Source organism: Corynebacterium sp. LK31 (assembly GCF_014335015.1).
GTDB lineage: Bacteria > Actinomycetota > Actinomycetes > Mycobacteriales > Mycobacteriaceae > Corynebacterium > Corynebacterium jeikeium_D.
In genome coordinates this window covers 215344-232488 of the sequence record NZ_PDGW01000006.1, presented here as the reverse complement: position 1 = coordinate 232488, position 17145 = coordinate 215344, and the positions used below count along the sequence as shown (strand labels likewise).

Sequence of the window (17145 nt, the reverse complement as noted above, 5' to 3'; positions counted from 1 at the left end):
TCGTAGCCAGCTCGAATTGCCGGTTTTGAGGACTTTTTTAAGTCGTGACATAAATAAGAAGCCTGTTCGTCTTCCTGTTCGTCTCCCTAGACGTCGCCGCGGTGGTCTCCCTAGTCGTCGTTCTTGCCGTCGCGCTCCTTGAGCAACGACGTGAGCGGACGGAACGGCTGCAGCCACGCACCGTCATCAGGCAGGCGGTCGAGATCGATACGCGGTAGCGGCTCGCGGAAGACGCCCTTGATTTCCTCCAGGTCAACGAAGCGAATCGCATCGGAGGTCAGCGCCCAGGAAGCATGCTCGTGAAAACCGATGACGGTTACCGGAATCCCTTCGGAGGCGAGCTTTTCCAGCAGCTCCTGGAAGTTCTGGCCATCGGCGGACGCAACGACGACGCTGCGCAACACGCCCTCGTCGTAACGCCGTTGGATGTGCGCAATCATGTCGGGGTCAACGTCGGTGTCCTCTTCGATCTTCGGCTTTGCGAAGACCGCGAAACCGACATTGCGCAGGGCCTCGACCCAGGGGCGGACAATCTCCGCAGAGCCCGGGTTGACGTTGGTGAAGACCGTGGCTTCGGGGAGGACATCGGAGCCGATTTTCTTGGATACGCGCTCGGCTTCGTCGATAAGCCATTTGCCCACGGCGTCGAAGCGCGGACGGTGTGCGGCGGTCGGGCGGGATCCAAGGATAGCGCCGAGCCCCATGTCCAAGTTCGGGGCGTCCCATACGAGCAGTGCGGTGGGGTGCGTCTCGGTGGTGTTGTAGCTGGCAGAGGTGTTTTGGGTAGTGCTCATGTTCCTATGCCTCTTTCTTGCGCCAGATGAACTCGTGGATGTCGTGGTCGAGGTTCAGGCCGCGGGCTTCGAACTTGGTCGTCGGTCGGTCGAGAAGCATGGGGGATTCCGGCCACGGCCAGGCGATGGGCTCGAGCGTCGGCTCGACCTCGCGGAGTTCCTCAATCCATTCCGCGTAGTCCGCGTGGTCGGTGGCAGCGTGGAAAATGCCGCCGGGCTTCAGACGCGAAGAAATCAGGCGCAACGTGCCGGACTGCACAATGCGGCGCTTGTGGTGGCGTGCCTTCGGCCACGGGTCCGGGAAGAACAGGCGCACGCCGGCCAGCGACTCCGGCTCGATCATGCGCTGCAAAACCTCGACGCCGTCGCCGCGGACCATGCGGATGTTCGACACCTCATTGCGCACGGTGGCAGAGAGCAGTTTCGCCAGGCCAGGGCGGTAAAGCTCAACGGCGATGATGTTGTGGTCCGGTTCCTGCGGAGCCATTGCCACGGTGGACGTGCCGGTGCCGCAGCCAATCTCGACGATGGTCGGTCCCTTGCGACCGAACCATTCCTCCACGTCAATGACTTCGTCGGAGAGGACCTTGCCGTACGTGTCCCAGTTGTCTTCCCAGATCTTTTCCTGGTTGGGAGTCAAAGTGCCACGGCGGAAGGACAGATTGCCGATGCGCGGGTAGTCAAGACCATCGTCGAATTGGGTCTTTTCCGGACGACCTGCAGGCAATTCGCCCTTTTTCGGCTGGCGCTCATGCGGTTGTTCCGCCTGCTCGTCTGCGCGAGTTGGCAATGGTTCGGATTCCTGCGAAACCGCAGGCTGTTCGATATTTTCAGAAAAATCAGAAGTAGTCACGTTCCCTATTGTCCACGACATCGGCCAACTATCCAATCATTGCCCCTAGGATTTTTGTTGTTGTCCTGGCGGTTTCACGCCGGTTGACGATGCCGCGTCGTCCTGAATAGGCGGCACGGCGGGGAAAGTTGTTTTGTCGACTTGCCGAATCCGCGGTCCGCTGTAGGCTGAACGCGAAGCCGCGCTTATTTGTTGGTTGAAGCGGCGCTTGGGGTCTGCCTAGCGCAGCGTTTCAGGGCGCGGAATCTGGCTCACGGGCCGTATGGGGGTTACGCAGGTTTTAACTAAACCACGCAGGGGCTTTATGGGAGGGGACTAGGCCGAATGGACCTTATTTCCGCAACTGATGTCACGGAAACAACACAGCCGTCAACGGGATCTACATCGTCGTCGTTGCGCGCTGCCGTGGTGGACTGGCTGTCATCACGGCAGGCCGCGCACTCGGACACCGCTAACACGAGCGGCGCGGAGGTGTGCGTCGCCAAGGCGCTTGAGCGCGAGAAACGGCCACCGATAATCTGCGCGCGATTGCGCAGGGGCGTGCGCGAAACCGCTGTGCGCGAGGCATTTTCGCAATGTCACGCGGAGCTGGCCGACAAGCTGCCCGCCCCTGTCGCGCTGGTCATCGAGCAACAACCGATTCGCCATTCGCTTGCCGACGAGTATTGCGACATCTCCACAAACGAGACAGCTGAACACACTTTTTTGTTCAGCTCCGCGTTGCGGAAGATTGCTGAACGCTACGGTGCGGAAGACGAATCACGCGATGATGACGGGCTACTCGCAGTGCAGTTGACTGAGATCGCGGCAGCCTTTCCCGCGGCTAGAGACAGCCTGGAGGAGTTGCTATGGCAACACCGGACGTAGTTGAGCCACGCCCGGTCTCGGCGGAGGGGTCTGAGCAGCCACCGCTCCTTGTCACCAAAGCTGGGGATGCAGCGGACCGCGCGGACCTCTCGCAGATCGTTGACACTGCGATGCCGCCACGTCGGCTGGAGTTTGTGGATAAACGCAGCGCCGTCGTGCTCTATGTTGCAGACAGCGAGGTGCAGCCCACGCGGGAGTGCGTCAGCACGGTTGCAGCAATTAGCCAGGCCACCGGTCGCGTTGCAGTTGGCCTGATTGGCAATGGTGAGTATGTCGAGGCCTGGCGTCAGGAAATCGACAGCACAATCCCGATGGGAGCGCTGGACGAGAGGATGGCCAGAACCCTGGTTCTGCTGGCAGAAGGCCCGCCCAGAAACTCGGGGGAAACACTGAGTGCGCGCCGGGCTCGAAATGTGCGAGCTCAGCTGGCACAGGAGCGATCGCGCGGAGCCGGGGCGGCGGCGCGATTGCAGCGGAAGATGCAGTTGGCAGCTGAGAGCGCGGTGCGGGATGCACTCCAGGAAGTGGCTGACGGCCCCGCAGGTGATCAGGCGGAACTTCAGGGTCGTGCCGAGGTCGCAGCGACGCGGCTGCAACAGCGGTGTGGCGACGAATTGGGTCTTCGTGTGGAAGTCTCAGTGCCCGCTCCAGCAAGCCCAGCTCGCCCCAGTTATGCCATGGACGCTCTGGTGGCGGTGGCATCGCTTGGCGTGGCGGTCGGCGCAGTGCGGATCGTCCACGGATTGCTGATGTGGATTGGGGTGCCGACGCTTGCGGCGCAGCTGGTCGCACTTGCAATAGGCCTCGGTGTTGCGGTGGCGGCGGTGGGTGCAACGATTCGTCGTAACGCACGCCAACGCACCGCGCAGTGGCGGGCAAATTATCTTGCCCATCTGCGGCGAAAATGGACACAGTCCGTGGAGATGACGGTGCGCGAAGCCATTGGTGCGCGGGGGCCGGGATGGCGAATAGAGCAGCTGGCGGAGTACACCGGAACGCCTGCACGATAGCTGTGACAGCGAAGAGAAATAGGGGGATATCACGATGGATGAGTTTTCTTTACTGCAGTACTTTTCCGATCAACCCGCGTCCGATGGCGGGGTGGAGGCGCGTTCGCCCGCTACGCCGTGTGGTTTGGAGGCGGCGACACCGATTGATGGGCAGTCGGTGGACGTTGGTGGCGCCGGGCTGGTTGTGGAGGTCGATGGGCAGCTCTACGACCTCGGCGACGACGAGGGGTCAATTACGCTTGCCGACGATTCCGGGTTGTCAATCTATTCAGATCTGGACGGTGACGGCACGGTGGATCACGTTACGACGGTCCGTTTTGACGGCACTTGGGAGTCTTGGAGCAGTGATGATGTGAGGGCTGCTGACGCGATGGGCGAAGCAGCAGTGGAACCGGCATCAGCCGCGGGGAAGTGGGATGCGTACTCATGGGAGCAATCCGCTCGGGGCAGCTGGGACTAACGACTTTGGAACCACGGTGCGCGGGGGTACCCGTGTCTCGGTTGCTTACAAATGGGGGTAACTGCACCCAAAGGGTTAATGGTTGTAAATTTATGTGGTGAGGCTGGCCTTATTCACTGGTTATGGCCGTAAATGAACAGGTCGCAAGAATGGGGCGAGGAAAATTATTTGTTGTAAAGCTGTGATGTAACGGCTTGCAAATGCGGGAACAAGCCGATTGTCGATGTGGGGCCCGGCAACTTTCGGTATCCCCCGGTAGCCTTAAATTAAGACGCGAATCAATGAGTCAGGAGAACTGATGTCCGCACCTTCTATTCCTGGTCTCGAGGGCCAGGCCCCGACCGAGAACGCCGAACTGCTGCGCTGGATTGCTGAGGTCGTAGAACTGACCCAGCCAGACAAGGTTGTCTTTGCTGATGGCTCGGAAGAAGAGTGGAACCGCCTTACCCAGGACCTGGTTGATAAGGGAACTCTTATCAAGCTGAATGAGGAAAAGCGCCCGAACTCTTTCCTTGCCCGCTCTAACCCGAAGGACGTTGCTCGTGTGGAGTCCCGCACGTTCATCGCTTCTGAAAAGGAAGAGGACGCTGGCCCGACCAACAACTGGGCGGATCCGGTCGAGCTGAAGAAGGAAATGACCGAGCACTACCGCGGTTCCATGAAGGGCCGCACCATGTTCGTCGTTCCGTTCTGCATGGGTCCGATCACCGACCCGGAGCCGAAGCTGGGTGTTCAGCTGACCGACTCGGAGTACGTGGTTCTCTCTATGCGAATCATGACCCGCATGGGTCAGGATGCCCTGGACAAGATTGGCCCGGACGGAGACTTCGTCCACGCTCTGCACTCCGTTGGCGCTCCGCTGGAGGAGGGCCAGGAGGACGTTGCATGGCCGTGCAACGATGAGAAGTACATCACCCAGTTCCCGGAGACCAAGGAGATTTGGTCCTACGGTTCCGGCTACGGCGGAAACGCCATCCTGGCCAAGAAGTGCTACGCACTGCGTATCGCTTCGGTCATGGCCAAGGAAGAGGGCTGGATGGCTGAGCACATGCTCATCCTGAAGCTCACTAATCCGGAGGGCAAGACCTACCACATCGCCGCTGCATTCCCGTCTGCATGTGGTAAGACCAACCTGGCTATGCTGACTCCGACCATCGAGGGCTGGAAGGCCGAGGTCGTCGGCGACGACATTGCATGGCTGAAGTTCGGTGAGGACGGTCGCCTGTACGCTGTCAACCCGGAGAACGGCTTCTTCGGTGTTGCACCGGGCACCAACTACTCCTCCAACCCGAACGCCATGAAGACCATGGAGGCCGGTAACACCCTGTTCACCAACGTCGCGCTGACCGACGATGGTGACGTCTGGTGGGAAGGCATGGAAGGCAAGCCGGAGCACCTCATTGACTGGAAGGGCAATGACTGGACTCCGGATTCCGACGAGCTGTCCTCGCACCCGAACTCCCGTTACTGCACCCCGATTTCGCAGTGCCCGGTCGCCGCACCGGAGTACGACGATCCGCAGGGTGTCCCGATCGACGCCATCCTGTTCGGTGGTCGCCGCCCGGACACTGTGCCGCTGGTGACCCAGGCACTGTCCTGGAACCACGCAACCTTCATCGGTGCAACCCTGGCTTCCGGCCAGACCGCTGCTTCCGCTGAGGCCAAGGTCGGTTCCCTGCGCCATGACCCGATGGCAATGCTGCCGTTCATTGGCTACAACGTCGGTGACTACCTGCAGCACTGGATTGACATGGGTGTCAAGGGCGGCGACAAGATGCCAGAGGTCTTCCTGGTCAACTGGTTCCGCCGCGGCGAAGACGGCCGCTTCCTGTGGCCGGGCTTCGGTGACAACTCTCGCGTTCTCAAGTGGATCATCGACCGCATTGAGGGCCGTGTTGGCGCCAAGGAGACCGTTGTTGGTCACACCGCTAAGGCAGAGGACCTGGACCTGACTGGCCTGGACATCGACTTTGAAGATGTCAAGGAAGCCCTGAAGGCACCGGCTGCTAAGTGGCAGGGTGACCTGCCGGACAACGAGGAGTGGCTGAAGTTCCTCGGCGACCGCGTTCCGCAGGAAGTCTGGGACGAGTTCGAGGCTCTGAAGGCTCGTATCGAGAAGAGCCTGCAGGACTAAGATCTTGCTAGCTAGCCTTGCTAAAAGCTAGAACATAGAACCACCCCCTTGTTGCCCGAAGTGGCTGGCAAGGGGGTGGTTTGTGCAGTACAACGATGAAGGGTGACACGCAATGCAATTAACGCTTTTCTCTGATTTGAGCCTGCGTGTCATCACTTTGATGGCGATGGGGGAGCCGGGACGGAAGTACACCGCTGCTGAGGTGGCGGAGTCTCTCAATGCGTCTCGCGCGCATGTTTCCAAGGTCGTCTCGCGACTTGTGGAGCTCGGCTTCTTGGAAGCGGTCAAGGGGCGCAATGGTGGCATCTATCTGCGCGAGTCGGCTACGGAAAAATCCGTCGGCAAGCTGCTGCGCACTCTGGAAAACAACGAGGTCGTCGATTGTGTCGGCACTGACTGCCCATTACTGCCGACGTGCCTGTTGCGTGGCAAGTTAGCGGCTGCGCAGGAGGCGTTCTTCGCCGCACTGGATCCGGTGTTGATTGCGGATCTCATTCCCGCCAAGCCGGTTGATGGTGCGGATGGTGATACTCCCGAGGGAGCTAGCGCGCCCGAGGGTTCTCGGCTGAATATTCGTCCGGTTTAGGCGTAGAGCTGAAGGCCTGATTTCGATTCGAAAAGAGCTGAGAGTGGTGCTGTCGAAGCCTGTCTGTCAAAACTTTCGGTGGCGCCGTTTCTGCAGCTAAAAGCGGTTGATTCGCAACTGCAAAGACTAATTTTGGCGCCAACAAACTATATTGCGCAAACAAAATGCGCAATATAGTGATAGTGTGAAGTCATGCCAAACCTGAATGTCAACAAGAACGGTCTGACTCCAGAGCAGGCCGAAGTCGTCACCCAAACCCTGCCCGTCGTCGGTGCCAACATCGAGAAAATCACGCCGAACTTCTACAACCGGATGTTCGCTGCTCACCCCGAACTCATTGCCGATACCTTTAACCGCGGCAACCAGAAGCAGGGGGCTCAGCAGAAGGCGCTGGCGGCATCCGTCGCTACCTTCGCAGCTACCCTGGTCGACCCAGACGCTCCTGCCCCGGAGGAACTGCTTTCCCGCATCGGCCACAAGCACATTTCCGTTGGTATCAAGCCGGAGCAGTACCCAATCGTGCACAAGCACTTCTTCGATGCCATCGAGGAAATCCTCACCCCAGAGGTCTTTCAGGGAGCTGTCCGCGACGCATGGGATGCCGTCTACCTGGAGATGCAGCGTGTTCTCATCAACTTCGAGAAGGGGCTCTATGACGACCTCGGTGTCGAAGCAGGTGATGTTTTCCGCGCCGCTCACGTCGTCTCTCGCGAAGAGCGCGGTGATGATGTCGCAGTATTCTCCGTCAAGCTTGACGGCGAAACCCCCGTTTCCTACCTCCCGGGACAGTACATCTCCGTGCGTCAGACCATGCCGGACGGCGCCGGCCAGCTACGTCAATACTCTCTGGTCGGCGGCAAGGAAGGTGTTCTGACATTCGCGGTTCGTCGTGTCGATGCCTCTGAGGACCTGCCGGCTGGCGAAGTTTCCACACAGCTGTGGGAAAAGGTGCAGCCGGGCGATGCCATCGAGATCTCTCTGCCTGCAGGCGACCTGGTGTTGGACACCAAGTCCGATGACCCGGTGGTGCTCATTTCCGCAGGTATTGGCGCAACTCCGATGATCGGCATGCTGGATGCCCTGGTGGCTGCCGATTCCAAGCGTGATGTCGTCGTTCTCCACGCGGACCGCGCAGAAACCGCAGATGCCCTGCGCGCAGAGCGCAACAATGCTGTCGCCGCATTGGCCAATGCTCGCCAGCAGGTGTGGTACGAGCCGGATTTGATGAATCTGGCGGATACGGAGCTGCCGGAGGGCGCTCAGTACTACCTCTGTGGTGGCAATGGCTTCCTGCAGGCTATTCGCCAGCAGCTCGCCGATCGCGGTGTTGCTCGCGATAACGTTCACTTCGAGCTGTTCAGCCCGAACGATTGGCTGCTAGACGCTTAGCGCCACAACCGCGCCGTCGCCATAAAAGCCGTCGTCACAAATAAAACCGAATGACCAGCCGCGAAATATGTCCGGGGCTGGTCATTGTGCTGTTTGTGGCTTCGGTGACTTCGTATTACTCGGCTGAGCCGGAAAGCTCCGCAACAACATCGCCCGCAGTTTGGTTCTCGCACTGAGAAAAAGCAATACCTGCCCATAAGTTGAGATATTCAGGATCACCGGCCTTATTCGCCGCGCCGCGAATCGGTGTGGTCAAGTAGTGCAGTTGCGGGTAAAGCTCCGGCGCGACCCTAGAAAACTCCCGAGTAAACGTGTTCTCGATGGCACGCGCAGGCTTACCGGAAAAGACGTGAGTCAAAACGGTGGCACGCTCCACCAAATCACGCAGTGCCCGTCGGTGCGTCTCCTTCGTACCCGCCTCCGCGGTGGTGAGGAACCGTGTGCCAACTTGCACAGCCACCGCGCCGGCTTCCATAAGCTTGACGACGTCCTCTCGGTTACCCACCCCACCAGCGGCGATGATAGGTACATCGGTCACTGCGCATGCTTCGGTGACTGCTTGGGCAAGCTCTTCTACAGAGGCCCCAATGCTGTCGGACGAATCCTTCCCCTCCACAAATGCGCGGTGCCCACCCGCAGCTAGTCCTTGCAGGACAATGCGATCAGCGCCAGCTGCAGCTGCCGCTCGTACGCCCTCAATTGAGGTCGCATTGAGCACCACGCTGCGGCCAGATTCCTTTACCTGAGCAATGACCTCTTTATCTGGGTAGCCAAAAGTGAAGGAGACGAACTCCAGCGCATCGGGGTTGGGCAGAAAATCTTCCGCCAAAATTGCCTCCGCTTTTGCCAGGAAATAGTCATCTGACCAGGTCGGAGTGTCAGGCAAATCGATGTCGAAGTGGGCAGCAGCCGGCGCCAGACGATTACGAAAAGCGGTCCACTGAGCAAGTTCCTCCTCTGAGGTTCCGACACCGGCGTCAGCCGTGTTGGGGCAGAAGAGGTTGATGCCGAAACCTTTGCCGTCGTCAAGCAGTGTGCACGTCTGCTGTGCCTGTTCAGTGAGCTTTTCGACAGTGAGATAGCCGGCGGCAAGGGTGCCAAGCCCGCCAGCATTGGAAACGGCAGCGACGAGTTCGGGCGTGGATGGGCCACCGGCCATCGGTGCCAGAATGATTGATGAGCGTCGGAGGCTTTCGGGAGATTTCGGGGTCGTACTGCTCATAGGGCGAGAGTAACACTAAGGCCGGATTCCCCCGCGTGGGAGAACCCGGCCGGTGCCGACGTACGGCGTTGCGCAATAGGCGCCGCGCTACCGCCTCAAGAGCTCAAGAACTACTTGTTGCTCTCCGGCGGATCCAGCGGCATACCCTGGCCAGCGCGGTAGAACGGAATGTCCTGCGGTGCCAGCGGGGTCTTGCCGGCGATGAGGTCAGCGGCCTTTTCGGCAATCATCATGGTCGGTGCGTAGATATTGCCGTTGGTGATGCCCGGCATGACCGAAGCGTCAACCACGTAGAGGCCCTCGGTGCCGTGGACCTGCATGGTCTCCGGATCGACCACGGCCATCTCGTCGGAGGCCGGGCCCATCTTGCAGGTGCAGGATGGGTGCAGTGCGGTCTCGGCATCCTTGCGGACCCACTCGAGGATTTCCTCGTCGGTCTGCACATCTGCACCCGGGGAAATCTCGCCGTCGGTGTACTCCTTCATTGCCGGAGTGTCCAGCAGCTTACGGGAGACCTTCACAGCCTCGACCCATTCACGGCGGTCCTGATCAGTGGACAGGTAGTTGAACAGGATCGACGGCTTGACCTTGATGTCCGAGGAGGTGATGTGGACATGGCCACGGGCATCCGAGTACATCGGACCAACGTGGAACTGGAAACCGTGCGGGCTATCGATCTTCGTGCCGTCGTAACGCATGGCCAGCGGCAGGAAGTGGAACATCAGGTTCGGGTAGGGCTCGTTGTCGTTGGAGCGCGCGAAACCGCCACCCTCGAAGTGCGACGTTGCCACCGGGCCCTTGTGGGTGAGCAGCCACCACAGGCCAATGAACGGCCAACGCCACTTCTCCAGGTACGGCTGTGAAGACACCGGCTGGGTGGCGTTGTACTGAATGTAGACCTCCAGGTGGTCCTGCAGGTTTTCGCCGACACCAGGCAGGTGCTTGACGACGTTCACTCCGGCGGCATTCAGAATCTTCTCATCGCCAACGCCGGAGACCTCGAGCAGCTGCGGAGAGTTGAAAGCGCCACCGCAGAGGATGACCTTGTCTGCTCGCACCTGGTGTGTACGACCCTTCCAGGTGTACTCGATGCCGACGGCCTTGGTGCCCTCGAAGAGGATGCGGGTGGCTTCTGCGCGGGTGCGGAGCTCCAGATTTGGACGCTGCAGGGCTGGGTGCAGGTATGCGCGGGCAGCGGAGAGGCGACGGCCCTTGTCGATGTTCGCGTCGAAGGGACCGAAGCCCTCCTGGCGGTAGCCGTTGACGTCCGGGGTGTAGTTGTAGCCGGCCTGCTGGACAGACTTGAAGAAGGCCTTGAACAGCGGAGAATCGGCCGGACCGCGCTTCATGCGCAGCGGACCGTCGTGGCCACGGCGCGGGTCATCCTTGTCGGAGCCCAGCGCATTTTCCATGCGCTTGAAGTAAGGCAGAACGTGGTTCCAGCCCCAGTTCTCCAGCCCCTTGGTGTCGCCCCACTTGTCGTAGTCCATGGGGTTACCGCGCTGGTAGATCTGGCCGTTGATGGAGGAGGAACCGCCGACGACCTTGCCGCGGGCGTGGTAGATGCGGCGACCGTTCATCTCCGGTTCCGGCTCGGATTCGTACTTCCAGTCGTAGTACTTGTTACCGATTGGGAAGGAGAATGCCGAAGGCATGTGAATGTAGAGATCCCAGAGGGAGTCCATGCGGCCGGCCTCGAGTACGAGCACCTGCTGAGTGTGGTCTGCGGACAGCCGGTTAGCCAGCACAGAGCCAGCAGAGCCCGCACCAACGATGACGACGTCGCGGTGTTCGACTGTGGTGTTGCCATTCTTTTTACCGAAGTTGAAGACAGCCGGGAAAGCTCCCATGTTCTGGTGTACCTCCGTAGGTTGTGTACCGATGTGTATCGGAATGGTTTTCAAGGACTGCGATAAGCCTCAAGCGATATTTAAAGGCGGGGCCTATATATTGATAGTAGAATAAGTGGCCGGAGGCGTATCTCAAATCCTCTTCACATATATAGAATGGCATACAATTGGCATTCAATTCCAGTTGAAATGATTTTAAACGCCGTGAAAAATAGATAAAGATGCAGGTAATGGTGTTGATATTGGGGTTAAGGAATTCTTCTGAATCGATTCTAAGACTTGAGGGATTATTCAAACTAGGTATGCTGGGTTAGTTCCCGAATCTGAAGGATTTTCCTATGTCTGATACTCCGCCAACTGAGAAGGTAACGGAGGAAAAATCTGGATCGTCGCAAGAAATGCAGCGATCGCAGTCGGTCCCTCCACAACAAGCGCAAGCGAGTGTGACCTCTGAGCCTGAGGTCAACTGGCCTGTATTTATTATTTCAGGCGTTGGTATTCTCGCCATTGCCCTGTGGGCTATTTTTGCCCCGGACAATGCAGCGGACACCCTAGCCGGCATTGTCGCCTGGGTATCGAAGAACTTCGGTTGGTTCTATATCGTGACCGCGACGGTGGCAGTGCTCTTCATGCTCTACATCGCCATCTCGCGAACGGGGCAGATTAAGCTCGGCCCCGATCACGCCAAACCTCAGTTCGGCCTGTTTTCTTGGGCCTCTATGCTCTTTGCCGCAGGTATCGGCATTGACCTGCTCTTCTTCTCGGTAGCAGAGCCGGTGGCACAGTACTATGGCCCGCCGATCGGAGATGCGGAGACCATCGAAGCCGCGCGTCAGGCAGTGGTGTTCACGCTCTTCCACTATGGTGTGACCGGTTGGGCGCTCTACGCGCTGATGGGCATGGCATTCGGCTACTTCGCTTACCGCTTGAACATGCCACTGACCATTCGCTCGGCGCTCTACCCAATCATTGGCAAGCGCATCCACGGCCCCGCTGGTGAAGCGGTCGAAATCGCAGCGATGCTCGGTACCGTTTTCGGTGTCGCAACTTCGCTGGGTATCGGCGTCGTCCAGCTGAATTACGGCCTGCGCGTGCTGTTCGGGGTGGATGAGAGTACGTCCTGGCAGATCGCTCTGATCGTCGTGGCTGTATCGGTGGCTATCGCCTCCGCGGTTTCCGGTGTTGACAAGGGGATTCGCCGTCTCTCGGAGCTCAACGTTGGCCTGGCCATCTGCTTGATGCTCTACATCCTGGTCACTGGTCGCACGGCGTTCCTGTTTGACGCCCTGGTGATGAACGTCGGCGAGTACGTCTCCAAGTTCCCATCCATGACTATGGATACCTACGCGTTCTCCGGAGCGCAGGAATGGTTGAATTCCTGGACCCTGTTCTTCTGGGCTTGGTGGGTGGCCTGGGCACCGTTCGTCGGTTTGTTCCTGGCCCGTATTTCCCGTGGCCGTAGCCTGCGCCAGTTTGTCGTCGGCACGCTGACCATTCCATTCCTCTTCGTCCTGATGTGGGTGTCGGTGTTCGGTAACTCGGCGCTGGACCTGGTCATCAATGGCGATTCGGAGTTTGGCCAGACTGCACTGGATTACCCGGAGCGTGCCTTCTACCTGTTGCTGGAGCAGTACCCGGCGCCGATGATGGTGGCTGCAGTCGCATCTCTGATTGGCCTGTTGCTCTACATCACCTCGGCGGACTCGGCGGCACTGGTGATGAGTAACTTCACTTCGAAGATCACCGACACACAGCAGGACGGTAAGAAGTGGACCCGTATTTTCTGGGCTGTCGTGGTCGGTGTGCTGACCATCTCCATGCTCTATGTCGGTGGTATTCCGACGCTGCAGTCGGCAACGATTGTGATGGGTCTGCCGTTTGCCTTTGTCATCTATCTGGTGATGTATGGCCTGTTTAAGTCGCTGCGACTGGAGCTGTTGCAACAGGATTCGACACGTCGAGCCCTCCACGGGGCGATGTCGGGCCGCGCCGTGGATGGCCAACAGGGTGACTGGCGCAATCGACTTGCCCGCTCCATGTCCTTCCCGGGCAAGAAGCCAGTCATGCGCTACCTCGACCGAGTGGTGCAGCCCGCACTTGAACAGGTGGCAGATGCTATCAGGGAACGTGGCGGTGAAGTGACGCTGCACCGTGAACCAGCAGAAGAAGTCGGCATCGACCAGATTGACCTGCAGGTCGGATTCGGCGAGGAGATGAGCTTCCGCTACCAGGTCTATCCGGTTGAACACTTGACGCCGTCTTTTGCTGGCCTGGTACACCTGGACAGTGATGCTGATATTTACTACTACCGCCTCGAGGTCTTCACGCTTACCGGTTCGCTCGGCTACGACGTCTATGGCTACACCCAAGAGCAGCTGATTTCCGACGTCCTCGACCTCTACGAACGGCACTTGGAGTTTTTGCACATGCAGTCTGATCTCCCGGGCACCTCAGATCTGTCCGATAATGCCGAACCTGTCCGCGAATGGTCTGATGACTACGCCAAGGAGGATTCCTAAATGACCTTTAAGCCTTCAACTACTGATAAGGCCCTCGCACCCGAGACCGCCAAATCCCACGAAGGCGCGGCCACGCTGTTTATCGACCGCACCTGGTCCGCTGCAGCCGCTGGCAACACTCGCACTATCGAGTGCCCGGCCGATGGCTCTTTCATCGCCGAAGTTGCGGAAGCAGATGCGACCGACACCGAGCGCGCCATCGCCGCCGCCGACGCCGCTTTCCGACGTACCGGGGAAGGTTCCTGGGCATCCTGGAGCACAGCTGAGCGCAGCAAGTTGGTACTCGACATCGGTGCTGCCATCAGGCAGCGCAAGGACGAATTTGCCTGGGCAGAGGCCATGGATACCGGTAAGCGCCTGCCAGAGGCGGCAGCCGATATGGATGACATCATCGCCTGCTTTGAGTACTTCGGGAAGCTTGCAGGCAATGATGCCGGTCGTCTCGTGGATGCGGATGACCCGACCGTCGTCGCGCGCATTGTGCGTGAACCCGTCGGTGTCTGTGGCCTGATCACGCCGTGGAACTACCCACTGCTGCAGACCGCATGGAAGGTCGCACCGTGCCTGGCCACGGGCAATACCTTTGTGTTGAAGCCGGCGGAGCTGACTCCGCACACGGCTATCCTGCTCATGCACGTTATCGATGACCTGGGTGTTCCGGCGGGCGTTGCCAACCTCATCACCGGCGCTGGCGCCGAAGCGGGCGCACCGCTGTCCTCTCATCCGAAGGTGGACATGGTCTCCTTCACCGGTGGTCTTGCCACTGGCAAGATTATTGCTGGTGAAGCAGCCAAGTCCGTGAAGAAGGTCGCACTTGAGCTCGGCGGCAAGAACCCGAACATCATCTTCGCCGACGCTGACTACGAAGCTGCTTTGGACAATGCCCTCAATGCTGCGTTCCTGCATTCCGGTCAGGTCTGCTCGGCGGGCGCTCGTTTGATTGTGGAGGAGTCCATCGCCGAGAAGTTCGTCGACGATCTGGTTGAGCGCGCCGGGCACATCCAGCTCGGCGGTCCACTCGATGAGAAGGCCGAGACCGGTGCGCTGATTTCGAAGCAGCACCTGGATAAGGTCGCGGCATACGTCGATCGGGCGCGTGAGCAGGGCGCTCGCGTGCGCGTTGGCGGCGAGGTTGCCACCGGCGCCACCGCTGACGGTTCCGCCTCGCTTGCCGACGGCTACTTCTACCTCCCAACCGTGATTGACCAGGTCACCCGCGAAATGGACTGCGTTCACGACGAAGCCTTTGGCCCGGTGGTGACGGTGGAGACCTTCACCACGGTTGACGAGGCCATCGAGATTGGCAACGACACCGAATATGGCCTGGCCGGTGCGGTGTGGACATCCAACCGCGAGGTTTCTGAGCGCGTTTCCCGCGAGCTGCGTCACGGTACCGTCTGGATCAACGACTTTGGCCCCTACCTGCCACAGGCCGAGTGGGGTGGCTTTGGTCAGTCCGGTATTGGTCGCGAGCTGGGCCCGACCGGCCTGGAGGAGTACACCGAAGCCAAGCTGGTCTACGAGAACACAGCACCGGCTGTTACCGGTTGGTTTGAGGATCGTCGTTAAATAACTCGGCACAAGCCCGAGCAAAAATACGGGAAAACGACCCATCGGCCGTTATACTCACCGATTGAAAAAATCGACTCTGCGCACAACTGCGATAAAGGTTTGCAGTTGTGCGCATTTTGTTCTCTAAAGGACATCTGCCGTGAACGCTTCTACTAGCTCTGACATTGCCAGTTCTGCTGCTCCCCAGACCTTCACGCGGAGGCAGCATGCTATCGCCTGGGCGGTTCACGGGTTCACGCTGACCGGTTTGGTGTGGGCAACGCTGGCGGTAGTGGCGCTTCTCGACGGCAAGCCGGAATGGATGTGGCTCTGGCTGGGTATCGCGCTTGTCGTCGACGGTGTCGATGGCAACATGGCGCGTAAGCACCACATCAAGGAAGTCGTGCCCTGGTTTAACGGTGCGGTGGTGGACAATATTGTCGACTACCTCACGTGGACGGCCATTCCTGCAGCGTTCATGGTTATGTACCTGCCGCTGGGGCCACGTCCGCTGGCGATTCTCCTGGCCATCGTAGTGTTGGTCTCCTCGATGTTCTGTTATGCCAACGAAGCCGCCAAGTCTGGGGACTACTACTTTGTGGGCTTCCCGGCGGCGTGGAATATTGTGGCAGTCCTGCTATGGGTGTGGAATGCGCCGATGGCAGTGTGTATCGCCGCAATCGTTATCTTCAGCACAATGACGCTGGTACCGCTGCACTACACGCACCCGTTCCGCGTGCAACGCGGCAAGGTGGGCAACATTGCTGCAACGTTTGTCTGGATTGTCACGACAGGCCTGCTTATCGCAATTGTGACGAAAGCGGCGTCGTTAAGCCTGACGGTGAGCCATGCGATGGTGGCCGTCAACGTTGCCGCCGGTGCGTGGCTGATTGTCGGTGGTGTGCGTCGCTCGTTTACCGGCCGGTAGCGGCGGGCAGTTGGTGCAGGATTGTGTGGATGAGGCGGTCGCGTAGCCAGCGGATGAATTCGACGGCGAAGGCGCCCACGATCATGGCGATGACGAATGCGGTGACCCACACGGGATAGTCGCGGCCGTTGAACCAGAAATAGACATACGGCGAGATAAAAGTCACCAGTGTGACCAGCAGTCCCAGCATTCGGCGCCAGAATGAGCTGCCGGTGAACATCTCCACAATTCCCCAGGTGTAGGGGATTGCCGTGATGATGTCGATAGTCCAGAGCACCCAGACATTGCCGTGGAAGCCGGGGACAAAAACTACTGGTAGCGCGCGCAGAGATGAGTAAATCAGCACCACCAGATACGCGAGCACCTTGGGGTTGTAGAGCAGCCGCCAGATCAGGTTGCGTTCAATGAGGTTCGCCCCGACTTTGCGCAGCGCATGCAGATTTTTGCTCTCCATCACCAATGTGTTGGTGCCTTCGAGCAGGTACGCCAGCAGTTTTTGCTGCTCATGCGTGCCATGTGCCCACGCGTGCACTAGCGCAGTCGGCGAGAGTGCAATGGGAACAAGCGGTTCGCCGCGGCGCTTCAGTGCGTCGGGAACCTCCAGGATGTCGTCGTTGAGCTTGTCGACGGCCAGTGCTGGGCCCACCACGTGCACCAGGTCATCACCGAGGATTGCGCGCACCTTGTCCACGTCGCTTTTGGGAAGCGAGCTGAGCCACAGTAGCTGCCTGGAAGACACTGCCATGCGAAGCGCGGTGCCCAGCGCCTCGGCGGCATCATCGATGGCGTAAAAGTCCTGTGTGTTGGTGTGGGCGAGTGAACGCAAGCTGTCGATTATTACGGCATTTTTGGCGTTGAGCTCGCTGAGTCGAGCGACGCCGGAGATTTCGACGACCTGCTCCGCGTCGATGGCGAATGTCCGGGTAAAAGGCAGATCGATTATGGAGCGCAGCACAAGGAATCGCTGTATCGGGGTCATCGC

Annotated in this window: 14 protein-coding genes; 9 read left to right on the top strand and 5 right to left on the bottom strand. The window is 59.3% G+C overall.

Going from position 1 to position 17145, the window contains the following annotated elements:
- Window positions 1-110: 110 nt before the first annotated feature.
- Both CRD18_RS01395 and trmB read right to left on the bottom strand, forming a co-directional pair.
- Window positions 111-794: an NYN domain-containing protein gene (locus CRD18_RS01395; RefSeq protein ID WP_187406458.1), complete on the bottom strand. Its 684-nt coding sequence runs from the start codon at window positions 792-794 to the stop codon at window positions 111-113.
- A gap of 4 nt (window positions 795-798) precedes the next feature.
- The gene (trmB, locus tag CRD18_RS01390; protein ID WP_224433347.1) at window positions 799-1647 is read right to left on the bottom strand and encodes a tRNA (guanosine(46)-N7)-methyltransferase TrmB; all 849 of its coding nucleotides are present in this window, start codon (window positions 1645-1647) and stop codon (window positions 799-801) included.
- A gap of 324 nt (window positions 1648-1971) precedes the next feature.
- Between trmB and CRD18_RS01385 the strand changes: the two genes are divergently transcribed.
- From CRD18_RS01385 to CRD18_RS01360, 6 genes are all read left to right on the top strand, one after another.
- Window positions 1972-2514, top strand: a complete 543-nt coding sequence (locus CRD18_RS01385; protein WP_049193159.1) for a hypothetical protein — start codon at window positions 1972-1974, stop codon at window positions 2512-2514.
- Window positions 2496-3524 carry a hypothetical protein gene (locus CRD18_RS01380; protein ID WP_187406457.1) on the top strand — a complete coding sequence of 343 codons (1029 nt, stop codon included), beginning with the start codon at window positions 2496-2498 and terminating at the stop codon, window positions 3522-3524. Before CRD18_RS01385 ends, CRD18_RS01380 begins: the two co-directional genes overlap by 19 nt.
- 34 nt (window positions 3525-3558) lie before the next feature.
- Complete coding sequence (locus tag CRD18_RS01375) at window positions 3559-3984, top strand: DUF6802 family protein (protein WP_070549951.1); 426 nt, start codon at window positions 3559-3561, stop codon at window positions 3982-3984.
- A 298-nt stretch (window positions 3985-4282) separates the two neighbouring features.
- Window positions 4283-6118, top strand: coding sequence for a phosphoenolpyruvate carboxykinase (GTP) (locus CRD18_RS01370; RefSeq protein ID WP_187406456.1), 1836 nt, complete (start codon window positions 4283-4285; stop codon window positions 6116-6118).
- Between the two features lie 112 nt (window positions 6119-6230).
- Window positions 6231-6704, top strand: a complete 474-nt coding sequence (locus tag CRD18_RS01365) for an Rrf2 family transcriptional regulator (protein ID WP_187406455.1) — start codon at window positions 6231-6233, stop codon at window positions 6702-6704.
- Window positions 6705-6896: 192 nt separating this feature from the next.
- On the top strand, window positions 6897-8093 hold the full coding sequence (locus tag CRD18_RS01360; protein ID WP_187406454.1) for a globin domain-containing protein: 1197 nt from the start codon (window positions 6897-6899) through the stop codon (window positions 8091-8093).
- A 115-nt stretch (window positions 8094-8208) separates the two neighbouring features.
- Here CRD18_RS01360 and CRD18_RS01355 read toward each other — a convergent pair whose 3' ends face one another.
- Together CRD18_RS01355 and betA are read right to left on the bottom strand one after the other, a co-directional pair.
- Complete coding sequence (locus CRD18_RS01355; RefSeq protein ID WP_187406453.1) at window positions 8209-9315, bottom strand: nitronate monooxygenase family protein; 1107 nt, start codon at window positions 9313-9315, stop codon at window positions 8209-8211.
- Between the two features lie 110 nt (window positions 9316-9425).
- Complete coding sequence (gene betA / locus CRD18_RS01350; RefSeq protein ID WP_187406452.1) at window positions 9426-11165, bottom strand: choline dehydrogenase; 1740 nt, start codon at window positions 11163-11165, stop codon at window positions 9426-9428.
- Window positions 11166-11503: 338 nt separating this feature from the next.
- Between betA and betT the strand changes: the two genes are divergently transcribed.
- The 3 genes from betT (at window position 11504) to CRD18_RS01335 (ending at window position 16163) form a co-directional block, all read left to right on the top strand.
- On the top strand, window positions 11504-13684 hold the full coding sequence (betT, locus tag CRD18_RS01345; protein WP_070429898.1) for a choline BCCT transporter BetT: 2181 nt from the start codon (window positions 11504-11506) through the stop codon (window positions 13682-13684).
- Window positions 13685-15253, top strand: coding sequence for an aldehyde dehydrogenase family protein (locus CRD18_RS01340; protein ID WP_070429897.1), 1569 nt, complete (start codon window positions 13685-13687; stop codon window positions 15251-15253).
- Between the two features lie 142 nt (window positions 15254-15395).
- The gene (locus CRD18_RS01335; protein WP_242458652.1) at window positions 15396-16163 is read left to right on the top strand and encodes a phosphatidylcholine/phosphatidylserine synthase; all 768 of its coding nucleotides are present in this window, start codon (window positions 15396-15398) and stop codon (window positions 16161-16163) included.
- Here CRD18_RS01335 and CRD18_RS01330 read toward each other — a convergent pair.
- Complete coding sequence (locus CRD18_RS01330) at window positions 16150-17142, bottom strand: hypothetical protein (protein ID WP_070429895.1); 993 nt, start codon at window positions 17140-17142, stop codon at window positions 16150-16152. The genes CRD18_RS01335 and CRD18_RS01330 overlap by 14 nt on opposite strands.
- Window positions 17143-17145 lie beyond the last annotated feature (3 nt).